General features: G+C 64.3%; 1 protein-coding gene. It reads left to right on the top strand.

Going from position 1 to position 15535, the window contains the following annotated elements:
• Positions 1 to 42: 42 nt before the first annotated feature.
• A partial coding sequence (locus ACP7EY_RS22885) for a YDG domain-containing protein (RefSeq protein ID WP_426197581.1) occupies positions 43 to 15535 on the top strand: 15493 nt, incomplete at its 3' end.

Genomic DNA, 15535 nt, shown 5'->3' on the forward strand with positions numbered 1-15535 from the left:
ACCCCGACGTCATCGCACCCACCAGTTACCAGGACTACCACCATGAACCACATCTACCGCTCGATCTGGAGTGAAAAGACCGGCACCTTCGTCGCAGTTTCGGAAAACACCAACAACGGCGGCAAGAGCGCCACCGGTGGTGGCGGCGTGGTGGTGGGGGCGGGCTTTGTCCTGAAAGCGCTGGCGGCGTCGCTGCTGATGGCCTTCGGCGGGCAGACGCTCGCCGGGCCCGTCGGTGGCGTGGTGGTGGCCGGCAGCGCCACCATCGGCAGTGGTGCGGGCACCACCACGATCACCCAGGGCAGCCAGAACGTGGCGCTGAACTGGCAAAGTTTTAATATCGCCAAGGGCGAGGCGGTCAATTTCGTCCAGCCCAACAGCCAGGCCGTGGCGCTCAACCGGGTGCTGGGCGCGGACCCGTCGAGCATCCTGGGCAGCCTGTCCGCCAACGGCAAGGTGTTCCTGGTCAATCCGAACGGCATCCTGTTCGGGCGCGGCGCCTCCGTCAACGTGGGCGGGCTGGTGGCGTCGACGCTGAACCTGTCCGACAGCGATTTTCTGGCGGGGCGCTATAAATTTTCCGGCACCAGCAGCGCCGCAGTGCGCAACGAGGGCAGCATCAACGCCGACGGCGGCTACGTGGCGCTGCTGGGCGCGGCCGTGTCGAACCAGGGCACCATCAACGCCCGGCTGGGCACGGTGGCGCTGGCCGCCGGCACGGCCATTACGCTCGACGTGGCCGGCGATGGCCTGATCAACGTGTCGGTCGAGCGCGGCGCCCTCGACGCGCTGGTCGAGAACGGCGGCCTGGTCCAGGCCGATGGCGGCCAGGTGCTGCTGACGGCGCAGGCGGCGGGCGACTTGCTGCACACGGCCGTCAACAACAGCGGCGTGATCCAGGCGCACACCATCGAGGAACACCAGGGCGGCATCCGCCTGCTCGGTGATATGCAAAGCGGCACAGTCACGGCGGGCGGCACGCTCGACGCCAGCGCCCCCCAGGGCGGCAATGGCGGCTTCATCGAGACTTCGGCGGCCCGCGTCAAGATGGCCGACGAGCTGCATGTGACGACCAGCGCGGCCAAAGGCGCCACCGGCCGCTGGCTGATCGACCCGCAGGATTACACCATCGCCGCAGCGGGCGGCGATATCACTGGCGCCCAGCTGGCGACCCAGTTGCTCACTACCGATGTGATCATCGAGAGCGTGGCCGGTCACAACCTCAATCCCGGCGCAGGCGATATCCATATCAATGACAGCGTGTCCTGGAGCGCCAACAAGCTGACCTTGAATGCCCAAAACAACATCAACGTCAACGCCAACCTGAACGCGTCGGCCGACGCCAGCCTGGCACTGGAATTTGGCCAGCAGGCAGCATACCCGCACAATGCCAGCCGCGTGGTGTTCACGGGCGGCACCATCAACCTGCCCGCCGGCACCAGCAACTTCACCACCAGGCTGGGGGTCGATGGCCCCGTCAAAGCGTACACCGTGCTCACCAGCCTGGGCCAGGCGGGCAGCGCCACTGGCACCGATTTGCAGGGCATGCAGCCCTATGCCCCGGATAGCGTCACCTCCGTCAACTATGTATTGGGGGCCGATATCGACGCCAGCGCCACTGCGGGCTGGTTGGGCGGCGCAGGCTTCATGCCTTTCTCGCGCCTGGAGACCACCTTCGACGGTTTGGGCCATACCATCAGCAATCTCACCATCAACCGGCAGACGAGCGGCAGGCCGATCGGCATGTTTGGTGAAATTGATCGCAACGCCGTCGTGCAAAATCTGCGCCTGGTGGGCGCCAGCATCACGGGCAACCTCGATGATATGCCCCAGTACAGGGGCGAAGTGGGCATCGTGGCCGGCAGAAATTTCGGCACCATCCACAACGTCGAGGTCAGCGGCGTGGTCACGGGTGCTGCCAATGTGGGTGGCTTGGTGGGCAGTAATCGTGGCATTGTCAGCGATAGTAGGGCGACCGGCACGGTCACTGGCGCCAGCAGCGTTGGTGGCCTGGCCGGGGGCAGCAATGGCACCATCACCAATAGCCATGCGCTTGCCGTCGTGACGGGCGACAGCCATGTCGGTGGGCTGGTGGGTGCGAACTCCAATTTCATCGAAGCGAGCGATGCCAGCGGCGCGGTGAGCGGCTCCTGGAAGGCAGGGGGGCTGGTCGGATCGAACGATGGCGGCACCATCCTCAACAGCGCCGCCAGCGGCAACGTCAGCGGCGGTGGCGGCGATGCCATTGGTGGACTGGTGGGCTCGAGTGCCGGCGGCAGCATCAGCACCAGCCACGCCACCGGCACCGTGACGGCGCCCGGCAACGGCACAGGTGTTGGCGGCCTGGTCGGCCAGATGATCAGCGGCACCATCAACACCAGTTACGCCACCGGCACCGTGACGGCGACGGGCGCCGATGTTGGCGGCCTGATCGGCGCGATGCACGATCGCGCCAGCCTGGTCAACAGCTACGCCACCGGCGATGTCATCAGTTCGGGCAATAACGCTGGCGGCCTGGTGGGCTTGATCGATGGCGATCAGGGCGGTCAATTATTCACTGTGCTCAACAGCACTGTCAGCGCCAGTTATAGCGCCGGTAATGTCATAGGCAGAAGCAACGTGGGTGGCATTGTCGGAACGAATTATGGCGTCGTCGACACAGTGTACGCGGTCGGCGCGGTCACGGGCGTGAGCAATGTCGGCGCGATGGCTGGCGAGGCGAAGGGCAACCTGGCTGGCGTGTTCAACTCCAGCGTCAATCCCGGTCTGGGCGCCGCCGGCGCCCAGACCGACAATATCACTGTCGCCGCCACCGGCTTGACCAGCGGGCAGATGCAAACGGCCAGCAACTTTGTCGGCTTTGTGTTTACGAGCACCCCTGGCGCCATTGGCAACAATTGGGTGCTGGTCGATGGCGCCGGCTCCTTGAACAATAGCGCCGGCGCCTTCGGCGCCACGCGGCCCATGCTGGCGTCGGAATACGCGACGCGCATCGGCAACGCCCACCAGTTGCAATTGATGGCCATGAATCTGACGGCAAGCTACACGCTGGCGAACAATATCGATGCCTCGGCAAGCGGTCGCAGCGGCGCCGATGTCTGGGGCAGCGCCGGCTTCGTGCCGATCAAAGGGGCGTACTTCGACCAGGGTACGTGCCAGTGCATTGTCCCGGCGCCGTTCGCGGGCAGCTTCGACGGGATTGGCCATACCATCAGCGGCCTGACGATCAGGCAGGCCGGCGACGAAACGGGCCTGTTCGGCCGCTTGCAGGGCGGCACCGTGCAAAACGTGGGACTGGTGGGCGCCAGCGTGAGCGGTGCCGGTTCTGTCGGCGGCCTGGTCGGCTATAACGATTCTGGCGCGATCAGCAACAGCTACGTCAGCGGCACTGTCGCGGGCGTCAGCGCCGTCGGTGGCCTGGTCGGCACCAACGCCGGCACGATCACCGGCAGCTACGCCACCGGCGCCGTCAGTGGCAGCGAAAAAATCGGCGGCATGGTCGGCATCAATGCAGGCATCATCCGCGAAAGTTACGCCAACGCTGCGGTGCACGGCAACGAGAGGGTGGGTGGGCTGGCGGGCGAAAATGCCAGCGTCATCATCTACAGCTATGCCAGCGGCGCCGTGAGCGGTGACAATGCTGTGGGCGGCTTCGCGGGCACCAACAACGGTACCGTCGCCAACAATTACTGGGACATCAGCGCCTCCGGCCAGAGCAGCAGTACCTCCGCCCAGAGCAGCAGTGCGGCCGGCACCGGCTTGACGACGGCGCAGATGCGCACGGCCGCCAGCTTCGAGGGATTTCAATTTACCAGCATCCCTGGCGCGATGGGCAATCAATGGGTGATGGTCGATGTCGACGGCACCTTGAACAACGCCGGCGGGGCGCTGGGCGCCACCCGGCCCATGTTGGCCTCGGAATACGCGTCGACCATCAACAACGTCCACCAGTTGCAGTTGGTGAGCATGAATCTGACCACGCGTTACGTGCTGGCGAACGACATCAGCGCCGCCGCCACGGGCGCCGGCAAGGACGTGTGGCTGGGCAGCGGCTTTGTACCGCTGGGAAATGCCGACAAAAAATTCACGGGCTCCCTGTACGGCGGCGACCGTACCATCGGTGCACTGACCATCAACCGCCCCGGCATCGAGAACACCGGCCTGTTTGGCTATCTCGGCAAGGGCGCCATCGTGCAAAACCTGCGCCTGGCCGCCGTGAATATCAGCGGTGGCGAGGCGACCGGCGCCCTGGCCGGGCGCATCGACGAGGCCCTGGTCACGGGCAGCGGTGCCAGCGGCGTGCTCAGCGGTAGCGATCAGAACGTTGGCGGCCTGGTCGGTTACAGCGACCATGGCAGCATCAGCAACAGCGATGCCAGTGTCAGCGTGACCGGCGTGGGCGCCAATATTGGCGGCCTGATCGGCGCGATGCAGGGTGGGGTGGTCGATCGCAGCTTTGCCGACGGGACAGTCGGCAGCACGGTCGGCAACGAGGCGAGCCGGGTCGGCGGCCTGGTCGGCGCCAACCTGGGTGGCGCCATCGGCAACAGCTACGCCAGCGGCGCGGCAAGCGGACTGGCCACTGTTGGCGGGCTGGTCGGCATCAGCGTCGGCGGCACCATCAACAACAGCTATGCCAGCGGCACTGCCAGCGGCTACACCATTGGCAATAACAGGGACGCGGTCAACAACATCGGCGGCCTGGTGGGTCTCGTCAGCGGCGGCGCCCTGAGCAATGTCTACGCCACCGGCAACGCCAGTGGCGGCAGTGCCGTCGGTGGCCTGGTGGGAACGTTTGCGCGGGGCACCGGCCTGGCGACGCTGACGAACAGTTACGCCAGCGGCACGGTGAGCGGCACCAGCACGGTTGGCGGTCTGGTGGGCGGCAACTTTGGCACGATTTCCAACAGCTATTTCGACAGCACCGTCAATCCGTCGCTGGAGATCGCTGCGATCAACATGCAAACGATCGATTCGAACAGTCGGGGCCTGACGAGCACGCAGATGCGCGACGCCGCCAGCTTTACGGGCTTTGCGTTCAGCACCCAGCCGGGGGCGACCGGCAATGCCTGGGTGCTTGTCAATGTCGACGGGACCTTGAACAATCGCTACGAGATGGTGGGCGCCACGCGGCCCATGCTGGCATCGGAATACACGACCAGGATCGGCAATGCGCACCAGTTGCAGCTGATGAACATGAACCTTGATGCCAGCTATACCCTGGCAAACAATATCAATGCGGCCGCCACTGGCACCAGCGCCGACGTCTGGTTCGATGGCGGCTTTGTTCCCGTGGGCGGCCGCGCCGATGTCACGCTCGATTACCGGCGGTTCCAGCGCAGTTTTGACGGCCTCGGGCACACCATCAGCGGGCTGACCATCAGCCGGCCTGAGCGCGACAGTGTCGGCCTGTTCGGCTGGCTTGGCACCGGCGCCATCGTGCAAAACGTCGGGCTGGTGGGCGGCAGCATGAGCGCGGCCTACAACACCGGCGCGCTGGCGGGACAAAGCAAGTCGGCGATGTTGAGCAATACGTCCAGCTCGGCGGCCGTGAGCGGCGTGTCTGAAGGTGTCGGTGGACTGGTCGGTTACAGCAACGGTGGCGCCGTCTACAACAGCCACGCCAGCGGCACGGTGTCGGGCACCAGCCGCGTCGGCGGGCTGCTTGGGATAGTCGATTCTTTTGCGGTCATCGCCAACAGTAGCGCCAGCGGTAGCGTCAGCGGCCAGCATGACGGCATCGGCGGCCTGATCGGAGCGGTCGATTCCAGCTTTCTCATCAACAGCCATGCCACCGGCGCCGTGATCGGCGGCGGCGATCAGATCGGTGGGCTGGTCGGCTACGGCAGTCAGAGCACCATTGACCGCAGCGACGCCAGCGGCGCCGTCAGCGGCAGCGGCACGGTGGGCGGCCTGATGGGATACAACCGCTATGGCGTGGTCAGCAACAGCCACGCCAGCGGCACCGTCAGCGGCGCGCAGAGCCGGGTCGGCGGCCTGATCGGTGATTCTGAATGGGTTGACGGCGCGGCCAACGTCACCACGATCAGCAACAGTTACGCCAGCGGCGCGGTGACGGGGGCCAGCGAGGTCGGTGGACTGCTGGGTAACAATACTCTCGGCAATCTGAACAACACCTACGCCAGCGGCGCGGTCACGGCGACCGGCGTCAACGCCGGCGGACTGGTGGGACACAGCCAGAGTGGCTCGATCAGCAACAGTTACGCCACCGGTGCCGTGGCGGGCAACGACGGCGTCGGTGGATTGGTTGGCCGATTCGACGGCCAGGGCGGCATCTACCAAACCTATGCCTCTGGCGCGGTGTCGAGCATTGGTGCAGTAGCTGGCGGACTGGTGGGATCCGCCACTGAAGCCACTATTCAATACGGCTATTGGAATGCTGACGGTTTTAGTGGCAACGGGGTCGGTGAAGGCGACGTGTCCGGCACGTCGGGGCTGACTTCGAGCGCCATGCTTACGTATGGCAACTTTACTGGTTTCAACTTCATCGATACCCATGGCGCCTCCGTTAATGGCGGCAATGACTGGGTACTGGTCAATGTCGATGGCACCCTCAACAACAGCAATTCGATGTTGGGCGCCACGCGCCCGATGCTGGCGTCCGAGTATGCCACCACGATCAGCAATGCCCACCAACTGCAGTTGATGAGCATGGACCTGGGCGCCCAATACACGCTGGCCAAAGACATCGACGCCGCCGGCACCGGCCGCGCCACCGATGTGTGGTCGGACACGTTTGTCCCGGTCGGCGGCCAGGCGGGCAAATTCACCGGTTCCTTCGATGGCCAGGGACACACCATCAGCGGCCTGACCATCACCCGGCCAAAGACCGACTATGCGGGCCTGTTCGGCCAGGCCGGCGACGGTGCCATTGTGCGCAATGTCGACCTGGTCGGGCTCAGCGTCACCGGGCGCGAGAATACCGGCGGACTGGTCGGCTTGCTGCAAAGCGGCACGATCAGCAACAGCACTGTCAGTGGTCTGGTCAAGGGCGGCATGATCAATGTGGGTGGCCTGGTTGGCAATCTCGACGGGAGTACGGTCAGCAACAGCCACGCCAACGTCGCGGTGACGGGCACGTCCAACGTGGGCGGGCTGCTGGGCACTGTCGATGGCAGCACGATCGACCACAGCGGCGCCAGCGGCGCGGTGGAAGGCAGCAATAATGTGGCTGGACTGGCCGGCTACCTTGGTGCCAGCACGCTCAGCAGCAGCCACGCCAGCGGCACGGTGGGCGGGCAAGAGAACGTCGGCGGGCTGATTGGCCAGAATTACTCCGATAGCGCTGTCAGCACCAGCTACGCCAGCGGCGCGGTGAGCGGCATGAGCAATGTTGGCGGCCTGGTCGGAAAAAACGATGGTAGCGTCAGAAACAGCTACGCCGCCGGCACCGTCAACGCGCAATACCAGGTCGGCGGGCTCATCGGAACGAATCAGGGCACCATCAGCAACACCTACGCCACTGGCGCGGTCAACGGTAATTATCAGGTCGGCGGCCTGGTCGGAAATCACGAGGGCCAGATCAGCAATAGCTATTCTACCGGCGCAGTCATCGGTGCTCACGAAGTCGGCGGCCTGGTCGGGACAAATAACGGCTCGGTGAGCGGCAGCTTCTGGGACACGACGACGTCTGGCCAGATCAACTCTGCTGGCGTAGTCGGCATGTCGACGGCCGACATGCACAGCCTTGCCAGTTTCACCGCTCGCGAGTGGGATCTGACGAGTACCTGGATCATCTACGACGGCCACACCGCGCCCTTGCTGCGCTCTTTCATGACGGCATTGACCGTATCGGCCGTCAATGTCAGCAAATCGTATGACGGCCTGACCTATGCCGGCAACAACGGCGTGCGCTATTCGACGGCCACCGATGGCCGCTTGCTGGGCCTCGACGGGATCAGTTACACCGGCAATGCGCAAGGCGCCAAGAATGCCGGTGGGTACGGCATCAGCGCGAGCGGGCTGTACTCGACACAGGATGGTTACGCCATCACCTATGCCGACGGCGTGCTGGCGGTCAATAAATCGACCTTGACGGGCATCGCCAGCGCTTCGAATAAAGCTTACGACGGCAACACCAGCGCCGATGTCGGCTTCGCGATCGTGGCCGGGCTGGCCGTCGGCGAAACCCTCCACGCCAGCGGCACCGGCACCTTCAATAGCAAGGATGTGGCGGGCGCCAACCTGGTTACCGTCAATAGCACTATTTTGACGAACGGCAACAATGGCCTTGCCAGTAACTACCGCCTGGCCAGCGGTCAGAAGGCGCAGGCATACATCACCCCGAAAGAGCTGACGGCGACGGCGACGGCGCCCGATAAAGTCTATGACGGCAACGCCGTCGCGACGGCGAGCCTGGAGATGCACGGTCTGGTGGGGACGGAAATGCTGGCGAGCACGAACAGCGCCAGTTTCATCACGAAGGACGTGTCGACACTCAATGGCGTCATCGTCGACAGCATCACGCTGTCCGATGGCGTCAATGGTATTAACAATGGCCTGGTGTCCAACTACAGCCTGGCCAGCGGCCAGACGGCCGTGGCGAAGATCACCGCGAAAGAACTGACGGCGACGGCAACGGCGCTCAATAAAGTCTATGACGGCAACACCGTCGCGACGGCGAGCCTGAACCTGCTTGGCCTGGTCGATGGAGAAACGCTGGCGAGCACGACCAGCGCCAGCTTCAACAGCAAGAACGTGCTGGCGGCCAGTGCAGTGACCGTCAACGGCATCACCCTGGCCGATGGCGTCAATGGCATCAATGGCGTCAACAATGGCCTGGCGTCGAACTACAGCCTGGCCAGCGGCCAGACGGCCGTGGCGAAGATCACCGCGAAAGAACTGACGGCGACGGCAACGGCGCTCAATAAAGTCTATGACGGCAACACCGTCGCGACGGCGAGCCTGAACCTGCTTGGACTGGTCGATGGAGAAACGCTGGCGAGCACGAACAGCGCCAGCTTCAACAGCAAGAACGTGCTGGCGGCCAGTGCAGTGACCGTCAACGGCATCACGCTGGTCGATGGCGTCAATGGTATTAACAATGGCCTGGCGTCGAACTACAGCCTGGCCAGCGGCCAGACGGCGGTGGCGAAGATCACCGCGAAAGAACTGACGGCGACGGCAACGGCGCTCAATAAAGTCTATGACGGCAACACCGTCGCAACGGCGAGCCTGAACCTGCTTGGCCTGGTCGATGGAGAAACGCTTTCGAGCACGAACAGCGCCAGCTTCAACAGCAAGAACGTGCTGGCGGCCAGTGCAGTGACCGTCAACGGCATCACGCTGGTCGATGGCGTCAACGGCATTAATAATGGCCTGGCGTCGAACTACAGCCTGGCCAGCGGCCAGACGGCCGTGGCGAAGATCACCGCGAAAGAACTGATGGCGACGGCGACGGCGCTCAATAAAGTCTATGACGGCAACGCCGTCGCGACGGCGAGCCTGAGCCTGCTTGGCCTGGTCGATGGAGAAACGCTGGCGAGCACGAACAGCGCCAGCTTCAACAGCAGGAACGTGCTGGCGGCCAGTGCAGTGACCGTCAACGGCATCACCCTGGTCGATGGCGTCAACGGCATTAATAATGGCCTGGCGTCCAACTACAGCCTGGCCAGCGGCCAGACGGCCGTGGCGAAGATCACCGCGAAAGAACTGATGGCGACGGCGACGGCGCTCAATAAAGTCTATGACGGCAACGCCGTCGCGACGGCGAGCCTGAGCCTGCTTGGCCTGGTCGATGGAGAAACGCTGGCGAGCACGAACAGCGCCAGCTTCAACAGCAAGAACGTGCTGGCGGCCAGTGCAGTAACCGTCAACGGCATCACGCTGGCCGATGGCGTCAATGGCGTCAATGGCGTCAACAATGGCCTGGCGTCGAACTACAGCCTGGCCAGCGGCCAGACGGCCGTGGCGAAGATCACCGCGAAAGAACTGATGGCGACGGCGACGGCGCTCAATAAAGTCTATGACGGCAACGCCGTCGCGACGGCGAGCCTGAGCCTGCTTGGCCTGGTCGATGGAGAAACGCTTTCGAGCACGAACAGCGCCAGCTTCAACAGCAAGAACGTGCTGGCGGCCAGTGCAGTGACCGTCAACGGCATCACGCTGGTCGATGGCGTCAATGGCGTCAACAATGGCCTGGCGTCGAACTACAGCCTGGCCAGCGGCCAGACGGCCGTGGCGAAGATCACCGCGAAAGAACTGACGGCGACGGCAACGGCGCTCAATAAAGTCTATGACGGCAACACCGTCGCAACGGCGAGCCTGAGCCTGCTTGGCCTGGTCGATGGAGAAACGCTGGCGAGCACGAACAGCGCCAGCTTCAACAGCAAGAACGTGCTGGCGGCCAGTGCAGTGACCGTCAACGGCATCACGCTGGCCGATGGCGTCAATGGCGTCAACAATGGCCTGGCGTCGAACTACAGCCTGGCCAGCGGCCAGACGGCCGTGGCGAAGATCACCGCGAAAGAACTGACGGCGACGGCGACGGCGCTCAATAAAGTCTATGACGGCAACACCGTCGCGACGGCGAGCCTGAACCTGCTTGGCCTGGTCGATGGAGAAACGCTTTCGAGCACGAACAGCGCCAGCTTCAACAGCAAGAACGTGCTGGCGGCCAGTGCAGTGACCGTCAACGGCATCACGCTGGTCGATGGCGTCAATGGCATCAACAATGGCCTGGCGTCCAACTACAGCCTGGCCAGCGGCCAGACGGCCGTGGCGAAGATCACCGCGAAAGAACTGACGGCGACGGCAACGGCGCTCAATAAAGTCTATGACGGCAACGCCGTCGCGACGGCGAGCCTGAACCTGCTTGGCCTGGTCGATGGAGAAACGCTGGCGAGCACGACCAGCGCCAGCTTCAACAGCAAGAACGTGCTGGCGGCCAGTGCAGTGACCGTCAACGGCATCACGCTGGCCGATGGCGTCAATGGCGTCAACAATGGCCTGGCGTCGAACTACAGCCTGGCCAGCGGCCAGACGGCCGTGGCGAAGATCACCGCGAAAGAACTGACGGCGACGGCGACGGCGCTCAATAAAGTCTATGACGGCAACGCCGTCGCGACGGCGAGCCTGAGCCTGCTTGGCCTGGTCGATGGAGAAACGCTTTCGAGCACGAACAGCGCCAGCTTCAACAGCAAGAACGTGCTGGCGGCCAGTGCAGTGACCGTCAACGGCATCACGCTGGTCGATGGCGTCAATGGCATTAATAATGGCCTGGCGTCGAACTACAGCCTGGCCAGCGGCCAGACTGCGGCGGCGACGATTGCCGCCAAGGCCCTCACGGCAACGGCTGGCGCATCGAACAAGACCTACGACGGCACCACGACCGCCGCAGCGATTCTTGGCATCACGGGTGGCCTGGTGGGCACCGAAACGGTGGGCGCCACCGGCGCTGCCACGTTCAACAGCAAGGACGTACTGAGTGCTAACGTGGTGACCGTCAACAGCACCGCGTTAGCAGACGGCAGCAACGGCGGCCTTGCCAGCAACTACAGTCTGGCCAGCGGCCAGACGGCGGCAGCGACGATTGCGGCCAAAGCCTTGACGGCAACGGCTGGCGCATCGAACAAGACCTACGACGGCACCACGACCGCTAGTGCCGGATTGACCGTTGCCAGTGGCCTGGTGGGCACTGAGACGGTCACTGCCACCGGCGCTGCCACGTTCAACAGCAAGGACGTACTGAGTGCTAACGTGGTGACCGTCAACAGCACCGCGTTAGCAGACGGCAGCAACGGCGGCCTTGCCAGCAACTACAGCCTGGCCAGTGGCCAGACGGCGGCAGCAACGATTGCCGCCAAGGCCCTCACGGCAACGGCTGGCGCATCGAACAAGACCTACGACGGCACCACGACCGCCGCAGCGATTCTTGGCATCACGGGTGGCCTGGTGGGCACCGAAACGGTGGGCGCCACCGGCGCTGCCACGTTCAACAGCAAGGACGTACTGAGTGCTAAGCTGGTGACCGTCAACAGCACCGCGCTGGCAGACGGCAGCAACGGCGGCCTGGCCAGCAACTACAGTCTGGCCAGCGGCCAGACGGCAGCAGCGACGATTGCGGCCAAAGCCTTGACGGCAACGGCTGGCGCATCGAACAAGACCTACGACGGCACCACGGCCGCTAGTGCCGGATTGACCGTTGCCGGTGGCCTGGTGGGCACTGAGACAGTCACCGCCACCGGCGCTGCCACGTTCAACAGCAAGGACGTGTTGAACGCCAAGCTGGTGACGGTCAACAGCACCGCGCTGGCCGACGGCAGCAACGGCGGCCTGGCCAGCAACTACAGCCTGGCCAGCGGCCAGACGGCAGCAGCGACGATTGCGGCCAAAGCCTTGACGGCAACGGCTGGCGCGTCCAACAAGACATATGACGGCACCTCGACCGCCGCAGCGATCCTTGGCATCACGGGTGGCCTGGTAGCCAATGAAACAGTCACCGCCACGGGCGGCGCGACTTTCAATAGCAAGGATGTCCTGAGCGCCAACCTGGTGACTGTCAACAGCACCGCGCTGGCCGACGGCAGCAACGGCGGCCTGGCCAGCAACTACCGCCTGGCCAGCGGCCAGACGGCAGCTGCGACGATCGCCGCCAAAGCATTGACGGCGACAGCTGGCGCGTCGAACAAGACCTACGATGGCACCACGACCGCCGCAGCGATTCTGGGCATCACGGGCGGCCTGGTGGGTACGGAAACCGTCACTGCTACCGGCGACGCGACGTTCAACAGCAAGGACGTACTGAACGCCAATCGGGTGACTGTCAACGGCACCGTCCTGTCGAACGGCAGCAACGGCGGCCTGGCCAGCAACTACAGCCTGGCCAGCGGCCAGACGGCGGCAGCGACGATTGCCGCCAAAGCATTGACGGCGACGGCTGGCGCATCCAATAAAACCTACGATGGCACCACGACCGCCGCAGCGATTCTGGGCATCACGGGTGGCCTGGTGGGCACGGAAACCGTCACTGCTACCGGCGACGCGACGTTCAACAGCAAGGACGTACTGAACGCCAATCGGGTGACTGTCAACGGCACCGTCCTGTCGAACGGCAGCAACGGCGGCCTGGCCAGTAACTACAGCCTGGCCAGCGGCCAGACGGCAGCTGCGACGATCGCCGCCAAAGCCTTGACGGCAACGGCGGGCGCGTCCAACAAGACCTACGATGGCACCACGACCGCCGCTGCGATTCTGGGCATCACGGGTGGCCTGGTGGGCACGGAAACCGTCACTGCTACCGGCGACGCGACGTTCAACAGCAAGGACGTACTGAACGCCAATCGGGTGACTGTCAACGGCACCGTCCTGTCGAACGGCAGCAACGGCGGCCTGGCCAGTAACTACAGCCTGGCCAGCGGCCAGACGGCGGCAGCAACGATTGCCGCCAAAGCATTGACGGCGACAGCTGGCGCGTCGAACAAGACCTACGATGGCACCACGACCGCCGCAGCGATTCTTGGGATCACGGACGGCCTGGTGGGCACGGAAACAGTCACTGCTACCGGCGGCGCGACGTTCAACAGCAAGGATGTGTTGACCGCCAATTTGGTGACTATCAACAGCACCGTCCTGGCTGAAGGCAGCAACGGCGGCCTGGCCAGCAACTACAGCCTGGCCAGCGGCCAGACGGCAGCAGCGACGATTGCCGCCAAGGCCCTGACGGCGACGGCTGGCGCATCCAATAAAACCTACGATGGCACCACGACCGCCGCTGCGATCCTTGGCATCACGGGCGGCTTGGTAGCTAATGAAATAGTCACCGCCACGGGCGGCGCCACGTTCAATAGCAAGGATGTCCTGAGCGGCAACCTGGTGACTGTCAACAGCACCGCGCTGGCCGACGGCAGCAACGGCGGCCTGGCCAGCAACTACAGCCTGGCCAGCGGCCAGACGGCGGCAGCAACGATTGCCGCCAAAGCATTGACGGCGACAGCTGGCGCGGCCAACAAGACCTATGATGGCAACACGACCGCCGCAGCGATTCTGGGCATCACGGGTGGCCTGGTGGGCACGGAAACAGTCACTGCCACCGGCGACGCGACGTTCAACAGCAAGGACGTACTGAACGCCAATCGGGTGACTGTCAGCGGCACCGTCCTGTCGAACGGCAGCAACGGCGGCCTGGCCAGCAACTACAGCCTGGCCAGCGGCCAGACGGCAGCAGCAACGATTGCCGCCAAAGCATTGACGGCGACAGCTGGCGCGGCCAACAAGACCTATGATGGCAACACGACCGCCGCAGCGATTCTGGGCATCACGGGTGGCCTGGTGGGCACGGAAACAGTCACTGCCACCGGCGACGCGACGTTCAACAGCAAGGACGTACTGAACGCCAATCGGGTGACTGTCAGCGGCACCGTCCTGTCGAACGGCAGCAACGGCGGCCTGGCCAGCAACTACAGCCTGGCCAGCGGCCAGACGGCAGCTGCGACGATTGCCGCCAAAGCATTGATGGCGACAGCTGGCGCGTCCAACAAGACCTACGATGGCAGTGCAATTGCTATCGCCGGACTGACGGTTGCCAGTGGCCTGGTCGGTACCGAAACAGTCACCGCCACCGGCGCTGCCACGTTCAACAGCAAGGATGTGTTGACCGCCAACCTGGTGACTGTCAACAGCACCGCGCTGGCCGACGGCAGCAACGGCGGCCTGGCCAGCAACTACAGCCTGGCCAGCGGCCAGACGGCGGCAGCAACGATTGCCGCCAAGGCCCTGACGGCGACGGCTGGCGCGTCGAACAAGACCTACGATGGCACCACGACCGCCGCAGCAATTCTTGGAATCACGGGTGGCCTGGTGGGCACGGAAACAGTTACTGCTACCGGTGCTGCCACGTTCAACAGCAAGGATGTCCTGAGCGCCAACCTGGTGACTGTCAACGGCACCGCGCTGGCCGACGGCAGCAACGGCGGCCTGGCCAGCAACTACAGCCTGGCCAGCGGCCAGACGGCGGCAGCGACGATAGCGGCCAAGTCCCTGACGGCGACGGCTGGCGCATTGAGCAAAACCTACGATGGCACCACGACCGCCGCAGCGATCCTGGGCATCACGGGCGGCCTGGTGGGCACTGAAACGGTGAGCGCTACCGGCGCGGCTACTTTCAACAGCAAGGATGTCTTGGGCGCGACGCAAGTGACCGTCAACAGCACCGCGCTGGCCGACGGCAGCAACGGCGGCCTGGCCAGCAACTACAGCCTGACCAGTGGCCAGACGGCGGCAGCGACGATTGCCGCCAAAACCTTGACGGCGACGGCTGGCGCGTCGAACAAAACCTACGATGGCACCACCACCGCCGCAGCAATTGTGGGCATCACGGGCGGCCTGGTGGGCACTGAAACGGTGAGCGCCACCGGCTCTGCCACGTTTAACAGCAAGGATGTACTGAACGCCAATCTGGTGACCGTCAACAGCACCGCGCTGGCCGACGGCAGCAACGGCGGCCTGGCCAGCAACTACAGTCTGGCCAGCGGCCAGACGGCGGCAGCGACGATTGCCCCCAAGGCCTTGACCATCA

It is taken from the genome of Massilia sp. DWR3-1-1 (assembly GCF_049898325.1).
Classification (GTDB): Bacteria; Pseudomonadota; Gammaproteobacteria; order Burkholderiales; family Burkholderiaceae_D; genus JAFCUW01.